Source organism: Pseudomonas sp. NPDC087336 (assembly GCF_044744285.1).
GTDB lineage: Bacteria > Pseudomonadota > Gammaproteobacteria > Pseudomonadales > Pseudomonadaceae > Aquipseudomonas.
Window position 1 is genome coordinate 152,799 of the sequence record NZ_JBIUYA010000006.1, and the last position, 24,868, is coordinate 177,666.

The 24,868-nt window shown below is 57.9% G+C and carries 21 protein-coding genes and 2 pseudogenes; 12 read left to right on the forward strand and 11 right to left on the reverse strand.

The window, feature by feature from the left end; translation table 11 throughout:
- Positions 1-33: 33 nt before the first annotated feature.
- Positions 34-2,379 (reverse strand): CocE/NonD family hydrolase, encoded by a 2,346-nt coding sequence (locus tag ACIO0C_RS08205; protein WP_401310111.1) that lies wholly within the window; start codon positions 2,377-2,379, stop codon positions 34-36.
- A gap of 143 nt (positions 2,380-2,522) precedes the next feature.
- On the opposite strand from ACIO0C_RS08205, the gene ACIO0C_RS08210 reads away from it, so the two are divergent.
- Positions 2,523-3,167, forward strand: coding sequence for a TetR family transcriptional regulator (locus ACIO0C_RS08210; protein ID WP_401310114.1), 645 nt, complete (start codon positions 2,523-2,525; stop codon positions 3,165-3,167).
- Positions 3,168-3,219: 52 nt separating this feature from the next.
- On the opposite strand, the gene ACIO0C_RS08215 is transcribed toward ACIO0C_RS08210, so the two are convergent.
- Positions 3,220-5,481, reverse strand: coding sequence for a CocE/NonD family hydrolase (locus ACIO0C_RS08215; RefSeq protein ID WP_401310117.1), 2,262 nt, complete (start codon positions 5,479-5,481; stop codon positions 3,220-3,222).
- A 57-nt stretch (positions 5,482-5,538) separates the two neighbouring features.
- Positions 5,539-7,278, reverse strand: a complete 1,740-nt coding sequence (locus tag ACIO0C_RS08220; RefSeq protein WP_401310120.1) for a CocE/NonD family hydrolase — start codon at positions 7,276-7,278, stop codon at positions 5,539-5,541.
- A 115-nt stretch (positions 7,279-7,393) separates the two neighbouring features.
- Here ACIO0C_RS08220 and ACIO0C_RS08225 point away from each other — a divergent pair, with 115 nt between their 5' ends.
- Positions 7,394-7,993, forward strand: coding sequence for a TetR family transcriptional regulator (locus ACIO0C_RS08225; protein WP_401310123.1), 600 nt, complete (start codon positions 7,394-7,396; stop codon positions 7,991-7,993).
- A 71-nt stretch (positions 7,994-8,064) separates the two neighbouring features.
- Positions 8,065-8,514, forward strand: a complete 450-nt coding sequence (locus tag ACIO0C_RS08230) for a MarR family winged helix-turn-helix transcriptional regulator (RefSeq protein ID WP_401310126.1) — start codon at positions 8,065-8,067, stop codon at positions 8,512-8,514.
- A 351-nt stretch (positions 8,515-8,865) separates the two neighbouring features.
- Here ACIO0C_RS08230 and ACIO0C_RS08235 read toward each other — a convergent pair.
- Positions 8,866-9,244, reverse strand: a pseudogene (locus ACIO0C_RS08235) (acyl-CoA dehydrogenase); the annotation flags it as partial.
- A gap of 213 nt (positions 9,245-9,457) precedes the next feature.
- Here ACIO0C_RS08235 and ACIO0C_RS08240 point away from each other — a divergent pair.
- From ACIO0C_RS08240 to ACIO0C_RS08265, 6 genes are all read left to right on the forward strand, one after another.
- A complete protein-coding gene (locus ACIO0C_RS08240; RefSeq protein ID WP_401310129.1) occupies positions 9,458-10,687 on the forward strand; it encodes an acyl-CoA dehydrogenase family protein in 1,230 nt (409 codons plus the stop codon).
- Between the two features lie 36 nt (positions 10,688-10,723).
- Positions 10,724-11,233 (forward strand): flavin reductase family protein, encoded by a 510-nt coding sequence (locus tag ACIO0C_RS08245; protein ID WP_401310132.1) that lies wholly within the window; start codon positions 10,724-10,726, stop codon positions 11,231-11,233.
- Positions 11,234-11,274: 41 nt separating this feature from the next.
- The gene (locus tag ACIO0C_RS08250) at positions 11,275-12,204 is read left to right on the forward strand and encodes a VOC family protein (protein WP_401310135.1); all 930 of its coding nucleotides are present in this window, start codon (positions 11,275-11,277) and stop codon (positions 12,202-12,204) included.
- Positions 12,205-12,284: 80 nt separating this feature from the next.
- A complete protein-coding gene (locus ACIO0C_RS08255; protein ID WP_401310137.1) occupies positions 12,285-13,220 on the forward strand; it encodes a 3-keto-5-aminohexanoate cleavage protein in 936 nt (311 codons plus the stop codon).
- A gap of 264 nt (positions 13,221-13,484) precedes the next feature.
- Positions 13,485-14,069 (forward strand): TetR/AcrR family transcriptional regulator, encoded by a 585-nt coding sequence (locus ACIO0C_RS08260; RefSeq protein ID WP_401310140.1) that lies wholly within the window; start codon positions 13,485-13,487, stop codon positions 14,067-14,069.
- A gap of 321 nt (positions 14,070-14,390) precedes the next feature.
- Complete coding sequence (locus ACIO0C_RS08265) at positions 14,391-15,695, forward strand: carbohydrate porin (RefSeq protein WP_401310141.1); 1,305 nt, start codon at positions 14,391-14,393, stop codon at positions 15,693-15,695.
- Between the two features lie 57 nt (positions 15,696-15,752).
- On the opposite strand, the gene ACIO0C_RS08270 is transcribed toward ACIO0C_RS08265, so the two are convergent.
- From ACIO0C_RS08270 to ACIO0C_RS08295, 6 genes are all read right to left on the reverse strand, one after another.
- The gene (locus ACIO0C_RS08270; protein WP_401310143.1) at positions 15,753-16,676 is read right to left on the reverse strand and encodes a LysR substrate-binding domain-containing protein; all 924 of its coding nucleotides are present in this window, start codon (positions 16,674-16,676) and stop codon (positions 15,753-15,755) included.
- A 154-nt stretch (positions 16,677-16,830) separates the two neighbouring features.
- Positions 16,831-17,763 (reverse strand): MBL fold metallo-hydrolase, encoded by a 933-nt coding sequence (locus ACIO0C_RS08275; RefSeq protein ID WP_401310146.1) that lies wholly within the window; start codon positions 17,761-17,763, stop codon positions 16,831-16,833.
- Between the two features lie 39 nt (positions 17,764-17,802).
- The gene (locus ACIO0C_RS08280) at positions 17,803-18,741 is read right to left on the reverse strand and encodes a fumarylacetoacetate hydrolase family protein (RefSeq protein ID WP_401310148.1); all 939 of its coding nucleotides are present in this window, start codon (positions 18,739-18,741) and stop codon (positions 17,803-17,805) included.
- 60 nt (positions 18,742-18,801) lie between these two features.
- A complete protein-coding gene (locus ACIO0C_RS08285) occupies positions 18,802-20,148 on the reverse strand; it encodes an MFS transporter (protein ID WP_401310151.1) in 1,347 nt (448 codons plus the stop codon).
- A 132-nt stretch (positions 20,149-20,280) separates the two neighbouring features.
- Positions 20,281-20,910 (reverse strand): nuclear transport factor 2 family protein, encoded by a 630-nt coding sequence (locus ACIO0C_RS08290; protein WP_401310152.1) that lies wholly within the window; start codon positions 20,908-20,910, stop codon positions 20,281-20,283.
- Positions 20,911-20,987: 77 nt separating this feature from the next.
- Positions 20,988-22,115, reverse strand: coding sequence for an FAD-dependent monooxygenase (locus tag ACIO0C_RS08295; protein ID WP_401310154.1), 1,128 nt, complete (start codon positions 22,113-22,115; stop codon positions 20,988-20,990).
- A gap of 256 nt (positions 22,116-22,371) precedes the next feature.
- Between ACIO0C_RS08295 and ACIO0C_RS08300 the strand changes: the two genes are divergently transcribed.
- The 3 genes and pseudogenes from ACIO0C_RS08300 to ACIO0C_RS08310 all read left to right on the forward strand — a co-directional run.
- Positions 22,372-23,277: a LysR family transcriptional regulator gene (locus ACIO0C_RS08300; protein ID WP_401310157.1), complete on the forward strand. Its 906-nt coding sequence runs from the start codon at positions 22,372-22,374 to the stop codon at positions 23,275-23,277.
- Positions 23,278-23,444: 167 nt separating this feature from the next.
- Positions 23,445-24,035 carry a malonic semialdehyde reductase gene (locus tag ACIO0C_RS08305; protein ID WP_401310160.1) on the forward strand — a complete coding sequence of 197 codons (591 nt, stop codon included), beginning with the start codon at positions 23,445-23,447 and terminating at the stop codon, positions 24,033-24,035.
- Positions 24,036-24,061: 26 nt separating this feature from the next.
- A pseudogene (locus ACIO0C_RS08310) lies at positions 24,062-24,265 on the forward strand (hypothetical protein); the annotation flags it as partial.
- 47 nt (positions 24,266-24,312) lie between these two features.
- On the opposite strand, the gene ACIO0C_RS08315 reads toward ACIO0C_RS08310, so the two are convergent.
- Positions 24,313-24,546, reverse strand: coding sequence for a hypothetical protein (locus tag ACIO0C_RS08315; protein ID WP_401310327.1), 234 nt, complete (start codon positions 24,544-24,546; stop codon positions 24,313-24,315).
- Between the last annotated feature and the right edge of the window lie 322 nt (positions 24,547-24,868).

Genomic DNA, 24,868 nt, shown 5'->3' on the forward strand with positions numbered 1-24,868 from the left:
TCAATATTCGGCGTTGTTCAAGTGCAGGATGTATTACGAGCCCTTCGCCGGAACAATGGGCAACTGGATAAAACCCGGTCGATCCGGACCCGTGTAGATCGTGTTGCGCGCACCGTCGTGGCAGGCCGCGTCATAGCCGTGCCGGGGGCCGTGATCGACGCCATCGAAAGGCTGAATGTCCACGCGCAGGCGGTATCCCTTGCGGATCAACGCCGTGTTGGGAATGATCTCGATCTCAACCGGCACCACTTCATCGCCCTTAAGCGGTGCATGGTCGGCTTTGAGGTGCGTGTGCTTGACCGTGTAATGGGTCGAACGCGCTGCATCGATTTTGCGATGCGACACCTTCAACCAGCCCTTGGCGAGGGGGTAGTTGGGCACGTTCATGCCCATTGTGGTCGGGCCGGCGTAGTCGACTTCGCGACCGGTCTCATCGAGTACTCGCAGGCTCAGGAAGATGTCCATGTCCTCGCTCGTGGACGACACCCATAGCCTGGCTTTGCCATAACCGGCAAACACCATGTCCTCTTTCACCGGGTCGCTGATGAACGAGATGCCCGTCCTCCAGATGTCCAGTACCGATGGCGGTTTGACGGGCAGAAAGCAGGGCGGCATGCCCGTGCGCAACGCCAACGGAATCTCTGCGGAATAATCCGCCTGGCCGTCGACGGCGGGTGGTGTCAGCGACAGACGCAGGAAGTCATCGCGAAATTCGTCGCCTGGCCAGTTCGATGGCGTGGCGTCGAAGTACCATTGGGGATAGTTCGTTCGTGCGATGGGCCATTCATGTTCCTCCTGGATATAGGAGGCGCCATTGCCGCTGCGAATCTCCAGGCGCACCGGCGGTTTGTCCATGATGCCGTTGTCGCGACCTTTCAACCAATGGTCGAAAAACGCCCGGTGCTCGGCGATGGCGGTTCGTGAGTAAGGTTTGGTGAACCAGTCCTCCCAGAAGTCGATCTTCTTCGACGCCGTGTTTGTAGCCAGGTACGCCTCACTGCTGCCGAGTTGATGAAAGTGCGCCATGTGGGTTGTGCAGGCGATGGCCCAGAGGGGTATCTTCACTTTGCTCATGTCCGGACTCATCAGAATCGTGGACCTGGGGCCGAACGCGACCGTAGTGTCGGAGTCCCTGAAAGTGGCTTCTTTGAGCATCCCAATAAAGTCGACGGCATTGGGTTCGCCGCACACGGCAGCCAGAACGCCTGCCCGATACCAATGGGTGAAGAACTCTTCGTTGAGGATGCCGCCGGTGTAAGCCACCTCGTCGTAAAGATCGACGTCGGTGCCGATGGCGATCATTGCTTTCAGATGCCGTGGTTCAAGACTGGCCGCAGCATGTTGGCTCATGGCGTAGTACGACATCCCCCACAGCCCGACATTGCCGTTGGACCAGGACTGCTCGCCCGCCCAATCAATCGCATCACGAAAGGCCTCGGCGGTCTCTATGCCAAAGGGCGCAAGTGTTCCCGGATTTTTGCCCGAGCCGGGGCCATCAACCCGCACCAGCACGTAGTCGTGCAGCACCCAATCCACGGTGTTGGCGGTTTCGTGGTTCTCGAACACCTGCCCATCAGGATTGCCATGGAAATAGCGTTCTTCCATCTCTTCATGAGCGGCAAACTGGGCATCGTCGGCGACCGAATGATGATAGAACGCCCGACCGTAGGGACCGCAGTTCATGATGACCGGGAACTTGCCTTCCCTGGCGGGACGGAAAACGTCCGCGTACACGTACAGACCGTTTAGCAGTGGAATCTTCACGTCTTTAAAACGCCGAATGCCCAGGATATTGCGGCGCACTTCGTTGCGTGCAGTCGCCGCATGGCATAGCTGACGTGGCGTGCGATCGGTGAAGGCGTCAGCCGCCGACAGTTCGGCGAGCAGGGCTTCGATCATGGGATCTTGCTCAAACTCGAGCACGGGGTTCAGCGCCAGGCCGGCAAAGGAAATGTCGTGGCGGAAATTGATGCGATGTTTGCCGATGATTTCGTGGACGGCGGGATCGATACTGAGGCCGCCGTCCAGGTTGCCATCCCGGTCGAGTGAGCACAGGAACCGTGCAATGTTCGTCAGCCCCGCATCGAGCAACTTGTTGATGTTGCCATCCACGCGGCTGACGATTTCTGCCAGGTTGATATGCGGTGCGCCGATGGCAGTTCCCACCGCAGTGTTTCCGACCAGGAACGCAATCCGTTCGCCCTCGCGGTAGTGGAATTCGCCTTTATCGTTTGTCAACCCGCTGAGGGTAGGGGTTTGATATTTGAGGCCGGCAATCGGCCCGGAAAAAACGCCAGTTTGCAGTTTGCCGAAATCCTTCCCGACGCTGTCAGCCGACAGCGGTTGGTCGGGAAGATACGCCTGTTGGGTATCGCTCATGGAGAGGTCCTCTGGTCGTGCATCTTGTTCTTGTTGTTCAGGGCAGCGAGGCGAGTGTAGGACCTTCAAATCATAAACTCAACACGTGTTGAGTTTTTTGTTATAGTCCGTAAATGGACACTCTGATCGAGTAAGCAGGCGCGATGACGACTAAAAAACAATCAACCATATCCGCAACCCGAGAAAGCAAACCTGGGCGCCGTCCGGGTTCAGGCAGCAGTCGGCAGGCAGTGCTTGATGCCGCACGAACCCGTTTCGCCAGCGATGGTTTTGCCGCGACCACGATGCGACGCGTTGCAGCCGATGCCGGTGTCGACGTATCCATGGTGATGCAGTTCTTTCGCTCCAAAGACGAACTCTTTGCGGCGGTAATCAACGTGCCTGAGTCGGCACTGGAGAAATTGAGTACGGTTTTCAGCGGCGTGGACGACCAGTTGGGAGAGCGCGTCGTTCGTGCCTTTCTTCAGGCTTGGGAGGGTGCTCCCGAGGAATCGGAGCCGCTCATGGCGATGCTCAGGAATGCGATGGTTAACGAACAGGCGCGTCATCATCTGCGCGACTACATTGAGTCCAGGTTAATGACGGGAGGCAGCGAATCGCTTGGACCGGAAGTTCGCCTGCGGGCGGGTTTGGCGTTGTCCATGCTCGTGGGGCTGGTGACCGGGCGACAAATCATCGGCGTACCGGTGCTTGCCTCGGCAAATCAGCAGACGCTGGTGGTGGTGCTCGCGCCGTGTATCCAGCACATGCTCTTGCCGGTCAGCGAAGGTACGACGGCCACTGACTGATCGACGCCGGTGGTGCCCACCTCAATTGCTGGGTGGACACCACTGTTGCCGCTTACGGGACGATCGGCAGTTGCAGGTAGCTCGGGTACTCCGGGCCGGTGTAGATACGGTTCACGGCGTCGACGTGATAGCTCTTGTCATAGGCACGAACGGGTACGCCCGCCGGCGCGTAAGGCTGAACATCAACCAGCAGGCGGCAACCCTTGCGGATCATCGCAGTGCTCGGGTTGAGCCCGACTTCGATCGGCACGATCTCCCCGCGCTGCAGTGGTGAGCAGTCTTTTTCCAGGTGGGTATGCACAGGCCAATACTCGGTCGAGCGTTCGTCATCGAGCTTGCGGCGCGAGACCTTCAACAGGCCATGCCCCACCGGATGAATGTGCACCGGGTCCACTGGAAGGACGACCGATTCGTAGCGAATCTCCCGGTCGTTTTCATCCAGAACGCGCAGAGACACAAACACGTCCATGTCTTCGCTGCTGGACTCTACCCACAGACCGACCTTCATGTACCCGGCGAGCAGCATGTCCTCGCTCATGGGCTCGCTAACAAACGAGATACCTGTCGACCAGCGTGGCGTGCCGTCACTGGAGCCTGCCGGCGCGAGCGTGGGCGTACCGAGATCAACGTGCGCGTCATACTCGGCGCTGCTATGCGCTTGGGGTACGTTTTCGCTGATGCGCAGGACGTTGACGCGTCGACCATCGTTTTGCCAGTCCGAAGGCCGGGCATCGAGGTACCAGCGGCGGTACTCGGTTCGCGCAATCGGCCAGTCGTTTTCATGCAGGACGAAGTGGGCACCATTGCCGGATCGCACCTGCACGCGCACCGGTGCTTCGTCCATCACACCGTTGTCGATGCCCTTGAGCCAGTAGTCGAAGTAGCGCATGTGTTCTGCAATCGACTTGTTGCTGTAGGAATCCGGGAACCAGGCGTCGGCGAAATCAAACTTTCGTGCCTTGGCTGCGGTGGAACGGATGTAGGTTTCGCTGCTGCCCAGTTGATGAATGATGGCGCCTACTTGAGGGCCAACGATCCAGACCGGGGCAGTGGCCTTGCTCATGTCAGGGCGCATGAAGATGCTCCCACGTGGGCCATAGGCATTGATGTCGTTGAATGGAGTGGCCAGAACGCGGGCCATCCAGTCGGTTTCCGGGCGGTCACCGCAGTGGTTGTTGCCGGACCAGATCTTCCACCACCAATTCCAGAAGCCGGAGCCAAAGATGCCGCCGCCATACAAGGCTTCGTTGTAGATGTCGGCATCGGTGCCTTGCGCAATCATGGCCTTGAGGTGCGATGGTTGCAGGCTGGCCACGCTGTGTTGGGCCATGGCCAGGTAGGACATGCCCCACAATCCGACGTTGCCATTGGACCACGGCTGAGTGCCTGCCCATTCGATGGCGTCGTAATAGTCCTCGGCCTCCTGGACACTGAAGGGCGCCTGCAGACCCGGGCTCTTGCAGACACCGCGTGCGTCCACACGGATGCAGACATAGCCCTCTGGCACCCAGACCGACGTGTCGACGGTCTCGTGGTTCTCGTACTGGGCGCCGTCCGGGTTGCCAGAGAAGTAACGATCCTCCATCTCCTCCTTGCGGATGACGTCGGCCTCGTTACAAATGCAGTCGTGATAAAAGCTCTTGCCGTAGAAGCCCTTGCTCATGACGATCGGGTGACGGCCCGGCGCTGCCGGGCGAAAAATGTCGGCACACACGTATGAGCCATCGCGTAACGGAATGCGCACATCTGTCATCTTGATGATGCCGCGAATGTTGCGTCGTAATTCGTTACGGCTAGTGGCGGCATCGCACAGTTTGCGTGGGGTTTTGGCAGTGAAAACACCGGGCGTGGCATTCAGTGTTTCAAGTATCGACTGCAAGGTAGGATCGTTGGCGAAGTCGACGACGCCACCCTGGCCCATGGGCATCACAGGCGGACTGAAATTGATCGGTGTCGCGCCAATCAGTTCATGCACCTGAGGGGCAATTTTGACACCCGACTCGATGCTGCCCTCCTGATCCAGCGTATGGACGAATCGGGCCATGTTCGTGACGGACGGGTCCAGCAGCTTGTCGATCTTGCCGTCCACACGATTGGCGAGCTGCGTCAGGTTCAAGCGAGGCGCCGCCTCTATGGCTCCTAAAACGATGCCGCCGACCAGAAAGGTAATGGCCTCGTCGGCGCGATACTGGAATTCGCCATTTTCAGTGGTGACACCGGAAAGGGTAGGCGTCTGGTACTTCAAGCCGGCAATCGGGCCAGCGAAAACGCCGGTCAAGACAGGACTCAGATCGGGTGCAGGAAACTTGTTCATGAGTATTTCCTAAATCATGGGCATGAGGGTGAAGAGGGCTCAATGGGCCAAGCCCCGTCAAACCGCCATAATTGGGAGCTGCAGATAGGAGGCATACTGTCCACCGGTATGAATCACGTGCTGTCCGCTGTTGGCGCCGATGTACTCGGCAATGCCCGGCATCAGCGTTCCTGAGAGATTTCGCGAACTGACGATGAAGCGCAGTTGTTCACCTGGGTGGAATGCCCAGCCGAGGGGGAGCAGGTCGATTTCAATCTTGACGATCTCGCCAGCCGACAGCTTCTCGATCCGGTCGAAACTGTGGGCGGGTACGTCATCGGTCGATAACGCTTCATCGAGGTGGCGGGTCGACACGCGAAGGCGACCGTCCGATCCCTTGTAGCGCAGCACGGTGGCACCGTGGTCGGTGAGATCGTGAATTCTTGCGCTCTGGTTAGGCGCGGTGAACTGCTGTAGCGGGGAGCCGTATTTATCGAGCTTCTGGATCAGTACGAACAGGTCCATGTCGTCGGCACCGCGTGCCTCGACCCAGAGATGCGCCTTGGGATAACCCACCATCACTGTTTCCTGGTCGAAGCGGGTGATAAAGGAAACGACATCCGGATTGACACCGACGTCATAAATCGCCGGAACCTCGTTGGTGGGGGCAGTGGCGCTCAGAATGCGAGCGGCGCCATCGAGGTACAGCTTGGTCGAGTTCACTTCTTTGGGCGGGAAAGCGTCTGCGGGCACATTGACCTGGTCGCCACCCTGGAAGTCATGGATCGCGTAACGCACGCGCGGGGTGGCTTCCCAATCATTGTTCTGGTCTTTCAGGTAGCGATCGAAGAAGCGGCGCAGATCTTCCACGTTCCCTTCATCGTAGTAGTCGGGCCATTCCTGACTGTTGTGGATGCGCAGCCATTTATCGTGCGATGCCAGGCGACGCCAGGCGCGGAACGTGCCCGCGGTATGCAGCGTATTGGAGTAACTGGCCACCACATAGGCTGGCACTGTAATTCGGTCGAATTCGGGGATCTTGTTGGCCCACAATTCGTTCATGAGTGGGTAGCGCTGCGCCTCGGACAGGACATCTTCTTTCTGGTTCTTGCCGAAAAAACTGCCGTTCTGGAGCAGGGCGGTGAAGCCCGTGTCAGGCATGCCACCGCGCATCACCAGGTCGCGGTAGACATCACTGACACCTTCCCACGGGTTGATCGCCGCCAGGTGCTTGGGTTGCTCGGCCGCGGTGAACCATTGCGAAACTGCAAGGTACGAGGTGCCGCTCATGCCTACCTTGCCAGTGCACCAGGACTGTTCGGCCAGCCACTCGATCAGGTCGTGGCAGTCGCGACCGTCCTGGCGATCCCACAGCACGCTGTCGCCTTCGGAATCCACCACACCACGAATGTCCGGGTTGCAGATGGCGTAGCCGTGGGCGCACCAGTACGCCGGGTCCGGTGCCTCGAATTTTGCCAGTCCCGAAACGACGGAATTGCTCAGACCCACTAACCCGAACACGCCCATCACGCTCATCGACGTACCCTGGCCTTTGCCGTAGGGGCTCCAGGCCACAATCACCGGCACTTTTTCAGTGCCTGCGGGGCGGAATACATCGACGTAAATGGTCACGCCGTCGCGCAATGTCACGGCCACGTCTTTCTCAAACACGATGTCGACAGGTAGTGGCCGGAAGGGTGGCGCTACCTGGAAGCCAGCCTTGAGCGTGCGGGTGCCCGGCTCAAATGCGGTGAAAAGCCCGGTTCTGCCTGCTGGTAGCGGGTGGGACGGCACGAAAATTTTCTGGCAGTCGCTCATGCTAACTCCTTATTGTTTTTGATTACGGGACCGATTGCAGTAAGGTACGGCGGTCGGCGAATTAATTCAACACGTGTTGATATGTGTAGTATGTCGAACTAAATAAGGAATGACGATGAGCAAAGAACCCACTTCCACGACTCGCCGTGGACGGCGACCAGGACCCAACAGCACGCGGCAGGCGGTGCTGGACGCAGCACGAGCGCGATTCGCCAGCGACGGGTTTGCCGGCACGACAATCCGGCAAGTGGCGGCTGATGCTGGGGTTGACGCGGCTCAGGTGATGCAGTTCTACCGCTCCAAGGACGAACTCTTTGCGGCGGTGATGGCTATCCCGGCGTCTGCGCTCGAACGGTTCGACGCACTCTATGAAGGTCCGGACGAGCACCTGGGTGAAAGGGTGGTTCGCGCTTTTCTCAATGCATGGGAGGGGATTGCCAAGGAGTCTGAACCCCTGATGGCGACGCTGCGCGGAGCCTTCGTCAACGAACAGGCGCGCGAACAGTTACGCGGCTTCATTCAATCCCGATTGATCACCGGCACCCACGAACATCCGGGTGCTGAAGCCACGCTGCGATCCGGCATTGCCGCCTCCTTGCTCGTCGGCATGGTCGTCGGACGGCGAATCATTGGCGTGCCCGTTCTGGTTGCCGCGGAGCCGGAAGAAATGGTCAGGATCATCGCGCCTGCCATTCAAAAGATTCTGGTGCCGTAGGGAAGACGCTGATCAAACAGTGTGGCGCGATATGGCATGACGATTTGACGACGCATCGAGAAGGGAAATGCATGGATTACTTTTCTGCCGACAGTTTCAAATCAGCCCACCTCGGGATATTGCTTGGGCGGACAGCCGCACTGAAAGACCGACTGCTGGATCGGCATCTAGCGCCGCTCGGCATCACTGCGTCACAACTCAAAGTGTTGAGGATTATTCGTCGTGGTGGCGACACGGCGGTCGCATTGTGCCGACAGTTGTCCATCCACAGCGCCTGTATGACTCGAATGCTGGATCGCCTTGAGCGCAAAGGCTTGATCGTTCGTACTCCGGACGATCAAGACCGGCGTCAGGTTCGCCTGGCGCTGACAAGCGAAGGGGAGGCCATGAGTACGGCGCTGCCGACGATGGAGGTGGCTGCCATGAACGAATTCACTGAGGTCCTCACGTCTGAGGAAGTAGCTCAGTTGGAGAGTCTTTTAGCAAAAATGCTGTCCGGTGAATCGTCGTGGATTTCCTGAATAAGTCATGGCGGCAGTCAAGGTATCGATCAATCGTGAATCAACGATCACCTCTGCGCGACTCGAAATCTGCCTCCGCTGCTCTCAGGAAGAGGTCGATCGCATCGTTGAATGCGTCGGACAATCCTGCTGCAGGAAATGGCAGGGGGCCGATACCACGACATGGCGACCACCCGTAAGCCGCGCCACCGCTCGGGCGGTAGCTTCTTGATCCGCGCTATAGCCACCACTAACGATCATGACCGGAATTCCCTTGCTTGCGACAGTATCAGCGGCTTTTCGCAGCTTCCAGAAGAGTGGCTGCTGATTAAGAATTGAGTTTCCCCTAGCTCTGTAAACGGAAATGACTGGCAGCAAAAAGCTGCAATTGGCGGCGTACTGCATTTCTTCAAACGCACCATGAGCATTTTCGCGCATGCCCATGCCACCGAATTCCGGATTGCCACTGAGCCCGACCCACCCGCCTTGTGCATAGGTGGCATAGGTCTCTTTGAATCCGCTGGGTGTTTGTGCCTGGCCTTCGCGCCATTGCGCGCCTGCTTCATCGCCACTGCGATTGAGTGAGCGTTTAGGACCGCGGTGATTTTTGCGGCTTCTTCAAGTATCGCACCGGCCAGGTTTCATCGATCTGCTGCACCAGGGCAGGCAAGCACGCCAATAGCGCGGGTGCAGCAAAATTCTCTTTGAGCAGAAAGCGCATATCAGTAAGCAGGGCATTGAACAGCGGCATTGCACAACTTCTTTTGTTATTGGCCACCCTCCCAAGCGAGGGCCTGACCTGTGGGGTACGGATGTTTCGGCTGAATAATTCATCTGAAACAGGACGGTAAAAATTCGCCTCAAGAAATATATTGAATAGAATATCAATTTTGTAGAGTATATCAATAACACGCCAGCGCTGAGCGTGGCGGGTCAGAAAAACAATACGAAAACAGGTGAAACCATGACGTCAATTTCGCGCACCGACCTATCGAGCGACGCAGCCAATCTCTCAGAAACCAATGCCGGCCCACTGGATTACGCCCGCTCTCTGGTCCCTGCACTCAAGGCACGCAGCGAAGAAACCGCAAGGCTGGGTCGTCTACCGGACGCCACGGTCGCCGACCTCGATGCCGGTGGCTTGTTTGGCATGACCACGCCTCGTCGCTATGGTGGCGGTCAGGTCTCGGTGCGGACTTTTCTCGATGTAGTCACCGAACTGGGGCGTGGCGATGCTTCAGTGGCCTGGGTCACGGCACTGACCAACGTCACCAACTGGTGTGCAGCTTCTTTCTTTGGGGAAGAGGCGGCAAAAGAGGTATTTTGTGCTGACAAACCGGCTCGTGTTGTCGGTGTGCTATCGCCGCGCAAAGCGGTGGTGAAGAAGGTTGAAGGCGGCTATTTGATCGAAGAGGGGATGTGGGGCTTCAACTCCGGTGTTTACCACGCCACGTGGGACATGTTGGGCATTCCCCTTGTTGATGAACACGGCAAGGTCCTGGACCAGGGCGCGGCGCTGATTCCAATCGAACAGGTGCAGATCCTCAACGACTGGAATGTCATCGGTATCAGCGGCAGTGGCAGCTCCAGCGTATCGGTTACCAACGTATTCGTCCCTGAGTCGCGTATTGCCTCGGTCAGCCAGGCCATTGAAGGAAATTACGCATCCACCCACCTGGACGGTGAGTCGCTGTACCGCGTGGCGTGCATGCCGATGCTGGCGATTATCCTGGCCTTTCCGGCACTGGGCCTGGGGGTGGCGGCACTCGAAACCTTCCTGGAAACCCTGCCACGGCGAGGCATTCAATACTCGTGGTACAGCAAGCAGGCTGACGCACCTGTTACCCATCTGGTGGTCGGGCAGACCTCGGCGAAAATCGATGCCGCACGCGCCATTCTTGAGCGTCATGCCGAAGCCATCGATGCCAGCGCAGCCTCCGGTGTCTACATGGATTACCTCGAGCGCGCCAAGGTCCGGCGCGATGTCGGCTATGCGGAAACGCTGATCTGGGAGGCCGTGGACATGCTCGCATCCGCCTCGGGCGGCTCATTGGCTTCAGCGACCAACCCGATGACCAAAATCTGGCAGGACGCGCGAGTCGCCTCGTTGCACGGCATCGTCAACCCCAGCCTCAACTTCGAAACCTATGGCCGACTGCTCTGCGGCAATACCGCGGGCACTCCGTTTATCTAAGCGGTGTAGCGCGACGTATCAATCGGGAGAGTGGGCATGCACGCAACAGACATAGACGCTCGGACTTTTCGCCGGGTGATGGGCAAGTTCGCCACCGGTGTCACGGTGGTGACCTTCGAACACGAAGGGCAACTGAGCGGGATGACGGCTAACGCCTTCATGTCGCTGTCGGTCGATCCGCCGATGGTCCTGATCGCGGTGCGCAAGCAGGCGCGCTTTGCCGCAAGCATCAAGCCGGGCGACGCGTTCGGGATCAATTTTCTGCGCGAAGAGCATCAAGCATTGAGCAGCCATTTCGGTGGTCGCCCGATCGTCGATCAGCAGGCGGCTTATCGCACGCTGGGTAACTCGCCCGTTCTGGCGACTGCCCTGGTGAATTTGGCGGTGCGCGCCAACGCCGTCCACGAAGGTGGCGATCATCTGATTTACACCGCCGACGTAGAAGCACTGGAAGAGTCGGACGGGCTGCCGCTGCTTTTCTACTCCGGCTCCTACAAACAGCTACACGCCCTGGACCCCGCCACCTGTTGGTTTGATCGGGGTTAACAGACAAACACCTCCGGTTAACAACTACAAAAGAGATCGCCATGATTGCTGTACGTGATATCGCCTATGTCCGCATCCAGGTCGAAGACCTCGATGCACAGGAAATGTTTTTGCAGGATTTCGGCCTGAGGCCGCACGCACGAACCGCCACCTCATTGCAGATGGCCGCCTATAACGGCGGGTATCCGGCCTACATTGCCCAGCAAGGTTCGAAAAAAGCGCTGGGTGTGGGTTTCCAGGTCGGCAGCTTCGAAGAGCTGCAGCTCATCGCTGCTCGCTTCAACAGCGAAGTCCGTGGCAACGCGGAATTGGGGGCGGGCTGGATCGTGACACTGCACGATCCCGATGGGTTGCAAGTGGATCTTTTGTACGGTGGCGACGTCGTCGCCCCTGAGTCGGTGCGGCCAGCATTGTTGATTAACAATGCTGAGCAGCGTCGCCGGCTCGGCACCACCAACCGCATGCAGATCCAGCCTTCGCGGGTCATGCGCCTCGGTCATGTGGTGCTCAAGACCGTGAACTTCCAGGCGATGTTCAATTTTTACCAGCACACATTGGGGTTCCGCGTTTCCGACAGTTACTTTGCCGAATCACGGGAAAACACCGTCGCGACGTTCATGCATTGCGGCCTGGGTGCCGAGTTCACCGATCACCACACCGTTGCGCTGATCAACATGGGCGCACAGGAACCGGCGTTCGATCATTGCGCATTCGAAGTGCTGGACTGGGACGATCTGGCCTGCGGCAGTCAGTTCCTTACTCAACAGCAGTATCAGCATTCCTGGGGCATCGGCCGGCATGTGCAGGGCAGCCAGGTATTCGACTACTGGCTGGACCCGGCCGGTAACAAGATCGAACACTGGACCGACGGCGATCTGGTCAACGACGCGAGCCCGGTGACGCACGAACCCCTGAGTCTCGACGGCCTGGCCCAATGGGCACCGCCTCTGTCGCCAGAATTCCTGGCTTGAACCTGATTTACACCCAGAACAAAAACCGTTGCCGGGCACCCTCTGCGATGTCCACGGCATACTCACCCGAGGAAGTCCCCATGGCTGCCAAAGCGAACAAAATCATTATCACTTGTGCGGTAACCGGCTCAGTCCACACACCGTCAATGTCACCGTACCTGCCCATCACCCCGGAAGAAATTGCGCGTTCCTCGATCGAGGCTGCCGAGGCAGGTGCTTCGGTCGTCCACCTGCATGCTCGCGATCCAGAGACCGGGATTCCGAGCCAGGACCCGAGGTATTTCGAGCAGTTCTTGCCACAGATCAAGCGTGAGTCCGATGTCGTCATCAACCTGACCACCGGTGGCTCGCCGGCGATGACCATTGAAGAGCGGCTGCAGCCGGCCATGCTGTTCAAGCCGGAAGTGGCGTCGCTGAACATGGGTTCGATGAATTTCGGTACCTATGAATTGCTCCAGCGTTTCAAAGAGTTCAAGCACGACTGGGAGCAGCCGTTCCTGGAGGCCAGCGACGAGCGAATTTTCCGTAACACGTTCAAGGACATCGCCCACATCCTCAACGCCTGCGCGCAAAACGGCACACGGTTCGAAATCGAGTGCTATGACATCGGCCACCTCTACACCGCTGCGCATTTCCGTGATCGTCAGTTGGTGAAGGACCCGCTGTTTATCCAGTCGGTTTTCGGTATTCGCGGCGGTATCGGCGCGCACCCGGAAGACGTCATGCACATGAAGCGCACAGCGGATCGCCTGTTTGGTGAAACCTACAACTGGTCTGTCCTCGGTGCGGGCGCTCAACAAGCACGCATTGCCACCCAGTCGCTGCTGCTCGGCGGGCATGTGCGAGTCGGTCTGGAAGACAACCTCTGGGCAGGCAAGGGGCAACTGGCGCAGAGCAATGCCCAGCAGGTCAAGGCGATCAAGGCGGTGATCGAATCTTTGGGCTTCAGCGTGGCAACCCCGGATGAGGCTCGCGAAATCATGTGCTTGAAAGGGCGTGACCGGGTCGCGTTTTAACCTGTAGCGACGGCTTGTAAGGAAGCCCGTCCGCAACGGCGGCGGGCTTCAATGGCCCGGTTCCTGTCGGGAGGCAGGTGAATCGGGTATGCTTGCCCCACTGTAAAACGTCACCTGTTGGTCAACTCAATGAATGAAGTCACAGCGCCTGCACCCCGGCCATCAAAGCGGTCGAAAGCCGCTGCTCCCTCGCCCCAGAAAGACGCTGACACTACGCCGGGGTCGGCTGATGGCCGAAAACCGCGCATCAATGAAAAGGCCCGGTTGCGTACCCGCAACAAACTTCTGCGAGCAGCGCGTGCGGTGATGGGCAGCAAGGGGATCGAAGCCACCACGATCAACGACATCACGGACGAAGCCGAGTTGTCGTTCGGTTCGTTCTACAACTATTTCCCCAGTAAGGAAGAAATCGCCCGCGCGGTCTTCATCGAAGACGCAGAACGGTTGGTCGAGTCCTTTGAGGCTGCCAAAACCCCGACCACCGGCATCGCCGAGATCGTGGGCACCAACTTTCGCCTCTGCGTGTATCGCGGTCTGTCCGATCCGATTTGGGGCTGGTTTCTGGTGTATTCGATCTACAGCATCAACGACATGCTGTCGATCATGGGTAAACCGTTGGCGCGGGACATCATGATAGGCAACGACTCCAGGGACTTTGACGTCGTCGATGTCGACTCCACCGTGGACTGCATCATCGGTGGCATGCTCTTTTTGCTGCGCCAGGTCCTGCAGGGAGCTCGCCCTGTTTCAGCCATTGAAAGCGCGGTGCAGTATATTCTTCGTGGCCTGGGTGTCAGCCATGAAGAGGCTGAGCGCATCGTTCAGCTGAACCTCGACACCGTCCTCTAAACGTCTCCCTTTCCAGCTTTTCTTTCCTCGTCGCGATGCCTTTCGGGGCACCCCGCGGCCGTGGGCGCGCGGGTTTTCAGTGTTGACGAGAGTCACAAGTGGAGCTGATGCCATCAACAAGTACATGTGATTTCCCAAACATTGAGCGAACCGCGAGTATTCAATCAGTACTCATTATCTGAGTGCGAAGCGCCATGAGTTTATTGAAAACAGTAAAGGGCTCCAGGCAATAAGCACACTGTCGAAAAAACTATGCCGGAGTCAAAAATTAGAGAGTTGTCTTTCAAGACATCCTTATCACAAAAATAATAGGGGAGTTGTATGAGGAATTTGGCGTATTGCTGCGCGGCCGGTGCAGCCTTGACGTGCTATGCGGGTCTTGGCCTGGCGGCAGATGGACAAACCAGCGATGCCGAGTGGGCGAAAATCAACTCTTTGACTTGGCAAGCCCAAGGCTTGACGACCCGATTCCCGCCTTTGCAGGACTCTATCCTCGCAGACACCGACGGTTGGCGCAGTGACCTGGCAAAACACAATATCGGTATAGAGCCGCGTATTGTGATCAATGGCATAACCGACTTTAACCAAAACAACAACAAACCCAAAGACAGTTACGTAGGGCAGGGCGGCGATTTAATGGCCGGCACCTACTTTATTGACTTTGTTTATGGTCTGGATGATTTGGGGCTGCCGAACTCCAAAATCATGGCCTGCGTAAACTCGACCAACTCCTCTGTTGCGGGTAACCCTCCGAACAATACGGCGGTCGCCTGCCTTAGTTACTTTCAAACTTTCCTCGACAAGAAAATTGAGTTGAAAGCGGGTTTTGAGCCGAACTTGTATACCTATGTCGGTTTGTTCACCGGTGGTGACGCCACATTGACCAACACCCTCGGTTCGGTAATCCCGGTGGAAGCGGGTTTGAGTGATCCGGTCACTACGCCGCCCATGGTCAACCTGGCGTACAAGGGCGAGGATGGCTTCTATGCACGTGGCGGCGTTCAGCGCAGCGTCTCGCCGAACGGGCGGGTGTATGAAGTCGAAAACAATGGCATCGGTCTGGATGCTTCGATGGAAGACGCTAAGGTTCTTTACGTCAGCGAAGTGGGGATAGATCGCAAGCCTACGCCAGGCGGTAACCGGTTGTGGATTCGTGCGGGGGGTGTCTCAAACCCGACCAAATATAAAGCCTTCGAAGGTGGCGAAGAGTCCAACAAAGCCTATTGGGCACTGGCGGATTATCAAGTGACGCAACCCAACAAGAGCATTCCGGTTCACGGTCTGTATGTCGGTGCATCGGCGATGTACGCGCCTTCCGATGTCAACCTCTACACCCAGAACTATGAAGCCCGCCTGTACTACTACGGTCCATTTCAGTCACGCCCTTTGGACAAGGTTTCCTTTGTAGTCGGCAAAAACGTGTTCAGCCAGGAGGCCCAGGATACGTTGGCCGCACGCAGAATCGACACCGCCTCTACGCAATTGAGCGCCACCGCGGCGTATTCGATGCACGTGACGCGCGGCGTCTATCTTTCTTCGGCCGTGGGGTACACCAAAGACCCTTCGTTTACCGCCGATATCAACCATGCGATGACATTCAAACTGGGGTTGTTGTTCAACTTCTAAACCGTATGCACAGTCGTAAAAAAAAGCCGTCGAAAGACGGCTTTTTTTATTCCGAACTTAGATATCCATGCCGGCTTTCTTGAACAGATCCCGAATGAAGACATGGCCGGGATCGGTGTCATTGCGGTCGAGCCACACCAGCGACTCTTCCAGTGCCCGGATAGTGATCGGGCATTCCATGATCTTCAGGTTCAGTGCGTGGGCCATCGATTGCGCCATTCTGCGGTGTATCGTTGCAACCAGGGGCGTCCCCGGCACCATCATGATCAGGCTGGAAAAGCTCGGTGCCTTGGTGACGATGCGCGGCTCGATACCGGCGCGCAGCCAGCCTCGGTCGATCAGGGTGCGCCAATCACTGCCAAATGACACCTGGCCATGCGGGGCGTTGATATATTGCTCCAGGGTGATGTCGCCCTCAAGCTTGAAATGCGCAGGGTCGACCACGCAGACGAAATCATCGCGGAACAGTCCTTCGATACGAATGTGTTCGCTGGGCTTGTAGATCTTGTGATTTTCCCAGTCGATCAATCCCACACAGAAATCGAGATCGCCGCGCTCGAGACGGTTGTAACTGTCCGCATCCAGTCGCTCGACGTGAATCACTGTGTAGGGTGCCGATTGCAATAGTAGACGCAGGACGCTGGGCATCAAGACCATGGCTGCGTAATCGGTCATTGCCACCTTGAAGTGGCGTTGCTCGGTTTTGGGATCGAACTTTGGCCGCACTTGCAGGGCTGTTTGAATGCTTGTCAGCGAGGTTTTTACCGGGTCTATCAACGCGGTTGCCAGCGGCGTCAGCTCAAAGTTGCGACCCACGCGTACCAACAGTTCATCATCAAAGTGCTCGCGCAAGCGTCGCAAGGAGGCGCTCATGGCTTGCTGGGTGACAAAGAGTCTTTCGGCGGCGCGGGTGACGTTGCGCTCGGTGAGAAAGGCATCGAGGGAGCGCAGGAGATTCAAATCAAAATTATGAAATTGCATGTAGGAACCCGTCATAACAAAGTGCAATTATTTTTATTTGAAAACGCTGAACAGCGAGGCTGATCGCGTCGGCTCAGGCTGGTTGCCCGCTCTGGGGGGAGCCTGTCGAAAAGCAAAACGCTGCCGTCAGGTGGCCTGCGGCAGCGTTCGGGGCTTAGTGTTGGGTCAGTTCCTGGTACGTCGTGTCGGTGAAGGTGGGGAACATTTTTGCCAAACCCTTTGGTGGCGGATCGTTGAGTGCTGCTTTTACCTCCTCCAGTGTTTTGTGCTGCGCCACCAGGCGTTCTATTTCAGTTCTGCGCTGGACAGCAACCTCTAGCCGGGCTTGCAGGTCCGCACGGCTTAGTGGTTCGCCATGACCTGAAACGTACACCTGCGCATCCAGGGCAATCAGCGCTTGCATGGTTCTGATCCAGCCGAGCGACGATCCATGCTTGTCCAGGTGGATGCCCGGGTAAGCGCTGAAATCGGGGGTGAGGATATCGCCCGCGAAGACAACACTTTGCTGGGGCAGATAGATGATCAGATCGCTGTCGGTATGGGCGGGGCCAAGATGCATCAACTGCAGCGTTACACCGTCTACGACCATGGTTTCGTCATTCTTGACGGTTTTTGTCGGCAGGTAGTTTTTCAGCTCCGGCGGTGTAGACGTGGTGTTCTTCAACGGATTGTCGAGCGCTTCCTGCATTTCCGGCCCGACGTTTTCCTGGGCAATGATGTCAAGGCCCCGCGGGTAAGCCGGCAGGGCGTTCACATGATCCGGGTCGCTGTGGGTCAGGATGATGGTGCGTACTGGCTTGGACGTGATTTTGGCAATCGCCTCCAGCACCTTTTTCGCTGACGGGGTAAACATCTGCGCGTCGATCAGGATGACACTCGAAACCGCCACGATAAAACCGCTGTTGGCCGTGCCCCCGCTCACATAGTAGATCCCCTCACGAACCGGGTTCACGGTGATTGGAGCGACAGCCGCGTAGACGGTCAATAACTTGGAAAGCACGGGCGGGGAGGGCCTGGGCATGAAAAAGGCCACGCCACCCAGCACAGCCGCTACGACGACTATGCCCACTACTGCTTTACGAAACATTGCATCCACTCCAGCACTGACAGTTGTGAATCCACGCCATTAATGGCTCTTGTAGATTTCCAGAGCCTCTTTGAACGCGGCCACCGGGTCGGTCTTGCTGACAGGGGCGCGGTTGATGCCCTGGCTAGCAATGATCGGGTTGCGCAAGACGCCAACACCGGACACTTCCACTTCGCAAACATCGCCTTCCTGCATCCACAGTTGTGGCTTGCGGAACAAACCGACACCCGCCGCAGAACCGGTCACGATGACATCACCCGGCTGCAGTTCGGTAAATTCGGAAATGTAGCTGATGATCTGCGGGAAGTTGTAGATCAGGTCCGCGTAGGGCATTTCCTGCACCACGTTGCCGTTCAGGCGGGTGGTCAGTGTCAACGCGGTCGGGTCATTGATTTCATCGGTGGTGACCATCCATGGGCCGAACGCGCCGGATTTCGGAAAGTTTTTACCAGCGGTGAACATTGGCGAGTGGCATTGATAATCACGCAGCGAACCGTCGTTGTAGCACGCATAACCGGCGATATGACTGAGGGCATCTGCCTCACCGATATGCCGACCGAGTTTGCCGATGATGATTGCGATTTCACCTTCAAAATCGTACAGCGGGCTGTTGTTGGGTTTTTCCATCGCCGTGGCGTGGCCCACGTGCGAGCGGGCGGTGCGGGTGAAGATGTAAGGCTTTGGTGGCAGGTGTTCATGGCCGCTGAACGCAGCCACTTCAGCGCAATGCGAATGGGTGTTCATGCCCATGCAAAAGATCGCGCCGGGGTTGGTGATCACCGGCAGCAGGCTGACCTGGTCCAGTGTGTAGTTGACCTCATCGGGCAGCGTGAGATTGTCGAGGAAGGCCAGGCCGCGCTCGAGCAAAGCCTTGAGGTTGGCCATATCCGGGAGCCGTGAGCTGAGGTCGACGATGCCATCCGCACGGACCAGACCAAAGCGTTCACGTCCATCTACAAGGTACGAAGCAAGTTTCATGGGTGTTCCTGAGTAGTATTCAGATTCGATAGGTCGCCGCGCGCTATTGCGGGCAGGTCTTCACGTACGTGGCAAAGCTTCGGAGAGCTGGGCGGCGTTGGTTTTTGCCTTGGGCATCGACAGCAGGATCAAACCGGCAAGAATCGGCGCTGCCGCAAAAAACAACGACACCTGGCCGCGAGAAAAGCCCGAGGCGAACATCCAGCCTGCGAGCGCAGGCCCGACAACACTGGAGACGCGCCCGACGCCGAGGATAAAGCCGATGCCGGTCACACGCGTGTGGGGAGGGAAGGCCGACGCCATGGTCGCGTAGAAAACCCCGGTAGCGCCGGAGATGCAGAAACCGGCGAGGGCGGCCACCAGGATCAACAGCGTCAGCACGGGCGGCGTGAAGCCAAACACACCGACAAACAGGCCGAACCCGATCATCCCGAAAGAAGCGACCCGGCCGGCGCCCAGGCGAGTGGCCAGTGCGCCCAGAACAACGGCGCCGATCATCCCGAGCCCATGGCTGACTGCTGATACGCGGCTGCCGGTGGCGGGAGGGAAACCAGCGTCGGCGATGAACTGAGGCAGCCAGTTGAGTAGGTAGTACATCGTGGTCGAGGCCAGCATGAAGATCAGCGTCAGGCGCAGGGTCACACCGATGATTTGCGGACCGAACAGCGCCTTGTAGGAAGGCCGTTGCGAATCTCGCTTCTCAGGCAGCTCGGTCAGGAGGGGATGTTTCAGATGCGCCAGAACCCGGTTGACGCGGGCCAGCGCATTGGCCGGACGACGGGTGAGCAGGAAGGCGGGGGACTCGGGCAACACCCAGATGACAATCGGCAGTACGATCGCGCCAGCGACAGCCCCGGAGATGTACACCGCGTGCCAGCCAAAATGCGTCAGCAGCGGTGCCGCGACCAAGCCACCGATGATCGAACCGAAGGTGAAACCCACGGTGGTGATCGCAACGGCAAAAGCACGTCGGCGGCTGTTGCAGAACTCTGCGGAAATCGACATGGTCAGGGGCACCATCACGCCAATCCCCATCCCTGTAATCACCCGACACGCCGCCAGGGTCTGGATGTTCTCGCAAAACGCCGAGAGCAGTGAACCACCGATCATCAGGGCCAAGCCGCCAAACACCAACGGTCGGCGCCCCCACACATCGGCCAGTGGCGAGAGCGCCAGCGCACCGATCGCCATGCCGACCAAGCCGCTAGAGAGCAGCATCCCCAGCGCCGCCTTATCGATGCCCCAGGCGAGGCTCAGGGCTGGCGCGGTAAAGGCGGTCGCCAGTACGTCGTAGCCATCGAGGGCCGCCAGCAGTACCGACAGGCACAACACCATGATCTGTGCGCGGCTCATGGGCAATTCGTCGATCGAGGGCAGCAAGCCTGCCCCTTTGGTTATTATTGTCATCACAGGTTTCCTGGTGAGCATTTCCCTTTTAGAGCCGATGACGCCGGTATCTGAAAGGAGCGGCTATTTATTGTTTTGGACCATCGACCTGCGACACCGCAGGGCGATGGGTGATGCCATGCGTTTTACTGATCAGGCAGGCATTACCGCTTGTGCCTCGGCGAGCCAGGCTTTCCCTTCGTCGTACAGGCGCTGGGTCGCCTCGGTGTTGTCGACGTATTGCCCTGGCTGAACGGCGAAACCGGATTTGCCCAGCATGAAGCCCAGGTACTTGTACGCCGGGTCGAACTGGCTGGTGTCCATCCATAGGCTCTTGAACCAGAACACCAGCGATGGCTCGATGCTGTCCAGGCGATCCTTCTGGTAGATGCAGTAGCGGCGCGAGATTTTCCAGCTGCCGTTGTCCTTGACGATAAAGTCATAGAACAGCGCCTCTGACGTCAGATCCAGACCCGGGCTAATCACTTCCGCGCGGGCCATGATCGATGCTGGGGTGATCGCCGTGGCGCGGTCACCGTTGACGCTTACGATGGACGGTTTCATCACATGCATGGTTTTGACCGGGCTCTTGGACATGGCCTTCGAGCCTTCGACAAAGCCCTGGATTGAGCCGACGTACCAGGTCAAATGGATGATGCCTTCTTCAACGAAAGTGTCTCGCAGGTCGTCCCACATCTTGTGATCGCGAAAGAAACCCCAGTTCAACAGCAGTTGACTGATCTCGGTGATATCCTGCGCGTTTGCCTTGTTTTTGTTGGTCATGGAAAGACGCTTTTGGTCAGATGGATTGAGTAGAGAAATGACTTTCTCAGGCTTATGGGCAGTGGCGCGGGCGTTGGTCAGTAAGGCTGTGAGATGGCTGTCAATGCTCCCATCATCACCGCGCCATTTTCCGAGGGGGGCGCTTTCCTTTGCTCGAGTTGTGAGAGCTTGACGCTGCTTTCCACAACGGTCTTCACCCGTTCGAAACGGCGCCGCATGAACGCTTCCAGGGCTTGAGGCAGCGACGCTTCGCTGGCGATGCACTGACTCAGAACAACGGCATCTTCAAGCGCCATGCCGGCCCCCATGCCCAGGTGAGCGGTGGTGGCGTGCGCGGCGTCGCCAATCAACAGGGTGCGGCCGCGATGCCATTGGCCGGGCACCAGAATCCAGTTGAAAGGGCGTCCGATCAGCTGCGAAACGGGCTTGAGGCGTTCCTGGAGCTGCTTGATCGGCTTGGCCGAAATCGAGTCCAGCAGGCGCGTGAAGAGGCCATAAACATCGGCAGAGCTCATCCACCTGCGCTCAGGAACCGTCAATACGGCGGGGACATAGGTCAATTGCTGATGCGGCAGATAGTAGAAACCGACTTTGCCAACGTCGCTGGTGTACCAGCCTTCACCCTCGATGGCCGGGCCCGGCACCATCCAGCGGATGCTGATCTGGCCGGAGTACTCAGGTTCGCCGATTTCGGGGAACACCAGTTTTCGGGTCAGCGAATGGATGCCGTCGGCCCCGATAACGAGGTCGAATGCACGGGTTTCGCCATCGGAAAAGGTCACTTGGGCCGAGTCGCCACTGTCATCGATAGCGGTGATGGTCACGCCTTTACGCAGCGTACAGAGTGAGCTTGCGGTGTCCTCGAGGATCTGCGCGAAGGCAGGCCGGAAAACCGCAACGCCGTCCTTGGAGCCCGGCCATTCGGGTCTTCTGGGGGAGGGACGGAGCAGTTGGCCATCGGCGGCATAGAGTGCGGCAGCCGTTGAATCGGCGGCAAATATTCTACCGGTGACGCAGCTTTGCTCGTACACCCCGAGCTCGAACAGGGCTTCCGCGGCACGGCCGGACAGGGCCATGGAGGCGCCGTCGGGTTTACCGTGGAGTTCGACCACTTCGCAGTGCACACCCTGGCGAGACAAGGCTATCGCTGCCGACAGACCCGCGACACCACCCCCTACAATTAGCGCTCTTGATATACAGGCCATTATTAAAGATTCTCATCGGGTTCAGACTGTTGTTGTAAAAAGCGCCTCCGTCTTGAGGCCGTGCCGTCACGCAATGAGGGTTTTAACCTCCGCGGATATCCGTTCTATGGAGAAACACACGAGATCCGGCACTACGGTGAAAACTGTAGAGCGGCGCCGACCTTGTCGAAAGATGGCAAAACACTTAGGGTGTTACCTAAAAGGTATATACCCACTGTGTTCCTTTTATCTTTTGCCTCAGGAGGACGATCACGCGATGAAAATGCATCACTTCCGTAACGTCGTCGCGGTCGTCGAACGCGGCAGCCTGCGCGCCGCGGCAAGGAGCCTGGGCCTGGCGCAACCGGTTGTTTCACGCAGTTTGAAAGAGCTGGAAGAAGAACTGGGTGTCACCTTGTTCGAACGGGGCAGGCTGGGGATGGTCCCCACCAAGGCGGGTGAACTGTTCGTGCGACGCGCCAAGGCGATCCAGGCCGAATACCAGCGTACGCTGGACGAACTGGACCAGCATCGCGGCGTAGACAAGGGGTCCATTGTGGTGGCCTGCTCGGGCGCGGCGTTGATGGGGTTGCTGCCGTTGACACTGGACCGTTTTCGCCGTCGTTTTCCCGGGATTCGCGTGAAGATCATTGAAGGCACCTATCCGATGCTGGAAGCCGATATCAGGGATGGCCTGATTGATCTTTATTTCGGCCCGGTGATCAAACCTTTGCAGCACACCAACATGAGCATCAAGCCGCTGATGGCCAATCCCCGGATCATCGTCGGCCGCCGCGGCCATCCCTTGCAGCATGCAACCACCCTGGAAGAATTGATTGACGCTGAATGGCTGACGACCCCGGTTGCGGAAAACATCGATGACGAGGTGCTCAGCGTGTTCAAGCTGGCCGGGCTGCCTGCGCCCAATATCGTGATGCAGGCCACGTCGAGCATGAGCGTGACCAGTATTGTGTCTTCGTCGGATCTGCTGGCGCCGCTGCCGGAGCAGTGGCTCGGGTTCATCAACGCGACCAATCTGCTCACGCGCATCATGGTCAAGGGCATTCCGGATGCTCCACCGATCTGTTCGGTGTACCACACCGAGTTGCCCCTGACCCCGGCGGCGCAGTTTCTAAATGACATGGCGGAGCAGGCCGCGCTGGATAAGACAGTTGATGCCTGAATAGCTGCGTTGGCTAGATCTCGGTATACCTTTTAGGTAACACCCTGCGGATTTGGTCGTCTTCCCGGCGTGTCCAGCCCATTCTAATGTTCGTTTTCACATCGCAGCCTAGCTTGGAAAAAGGCTGTGCATTGCCTTGGGGCATGAACATAGAGTGGGGTGAAATCTTGAGTGAAGCGCTTCCCGATCAAGCGATTGATCAGCTGTTTCTAAAGGCCCGTTCACATAACGGATGGCTGGAAAAGACTGTTGATGAGGCGTTGCTCAGACGCCTGTACGCAGTGCTCAGCCAAGGCCCGACCGCCAACAACTGTAACCCGGCGCGATTTGTCTTTGTGCAATCCGCCGAGGCCAAGCAACGTCTGTTGCCTGCGCTCAAGGGTGCCAATGCCGAGAAAGTGCTGGCGGCACCGGTAACGGCCATTATTGCTATCGACAGCCAGTTTCTTGAGCTTCTGCCTCAGCTGTTTACCGCGTACGACCTGGCCTCCATGTTGCGCGACGATCCAGTGACAGCCACTACCATTGCCTTCCGTAACGGCACTTTACAGGGCGCCTACCTGATCCTCGCCGCCCGCGCACTGGGGCTGGACTGCGGCCCGATGTCCGGTTTCGACAGTGGCAAAATCGACGAAGCGTTTTTCCCCGACGGCCACTGGAAAACCAACTTCCTGTGCAGCCTGGGGTATGGCGACGCTGCCAAGCTTCGCCCCAAGGGGCCTCGTTTAAGCTTTGAGCAGGGCAGCAGTATCGTTTAACGTTGAATCAGGCGCGACATCAAGGGTTGGAAGGTCGCGCGGAACCTTGTAGGAGTCAGCATGCTCGCGAAGGTCGCCAGGGCGCCGCGGGTACGCGGATTCATTCAATTTCGACTGCTGACGGGAACCAGCAAAAAACCGATCCTGAAGCCATGCTCCGGTCCGGCCTGGCCGCATCATTGCTTGTCTGCCTGGTCGTCGGCCGGCTAATCATCGGGGTGCCGACTTTGGGCGCCGCGGACCCCGAAGAGCTGGTTAGAATTATCGCGCCTGCTATTCAGAAGATTTTGTTGCCTTGGACAATTCGCCGAGGAAGTCGGCAAGGGAGCGGTGCGCGTGCCGCTCTGTCGGTAATCACACAAGCACTGATCCGATCGGCTGAAAAGCCGGCATTGATCATCTCATGGATGTCCGAGTCTGAAGCGTCGTTGGGGGCATTGAGAAATTCTGACAACCGTTTCCGGAAGGCACGATAAAAATCCTTGTTCAGCACTTCGGCAAGCTGGCGCACTCATGGTTTGATCTTTGCCACTTAGTATCTGGCACATCCGTATCGCATGAAAGCGCGTAAATCTTTATAGCCGTTGCCGCATGGGGGGCATTTCGAACCGGAGGAGGCAGGGAAACGCCCACTCACTAGGGCGTTCGGTCGGGAACAAAAGCTTGCCGGGATCTAATAAACGAATGTCCTGCGGTCGACAGCCTCCAATGTATCCATTGCTGGAGGCGAACCAAAAGCGATTCCCCACCCATCTTTTTTCGTTTTCAGCACGTCGAGCATTGCCTTTAGGTCAGGTACAGGCCCGAGCGCAATGCCGTCCTGGAAGGCATAC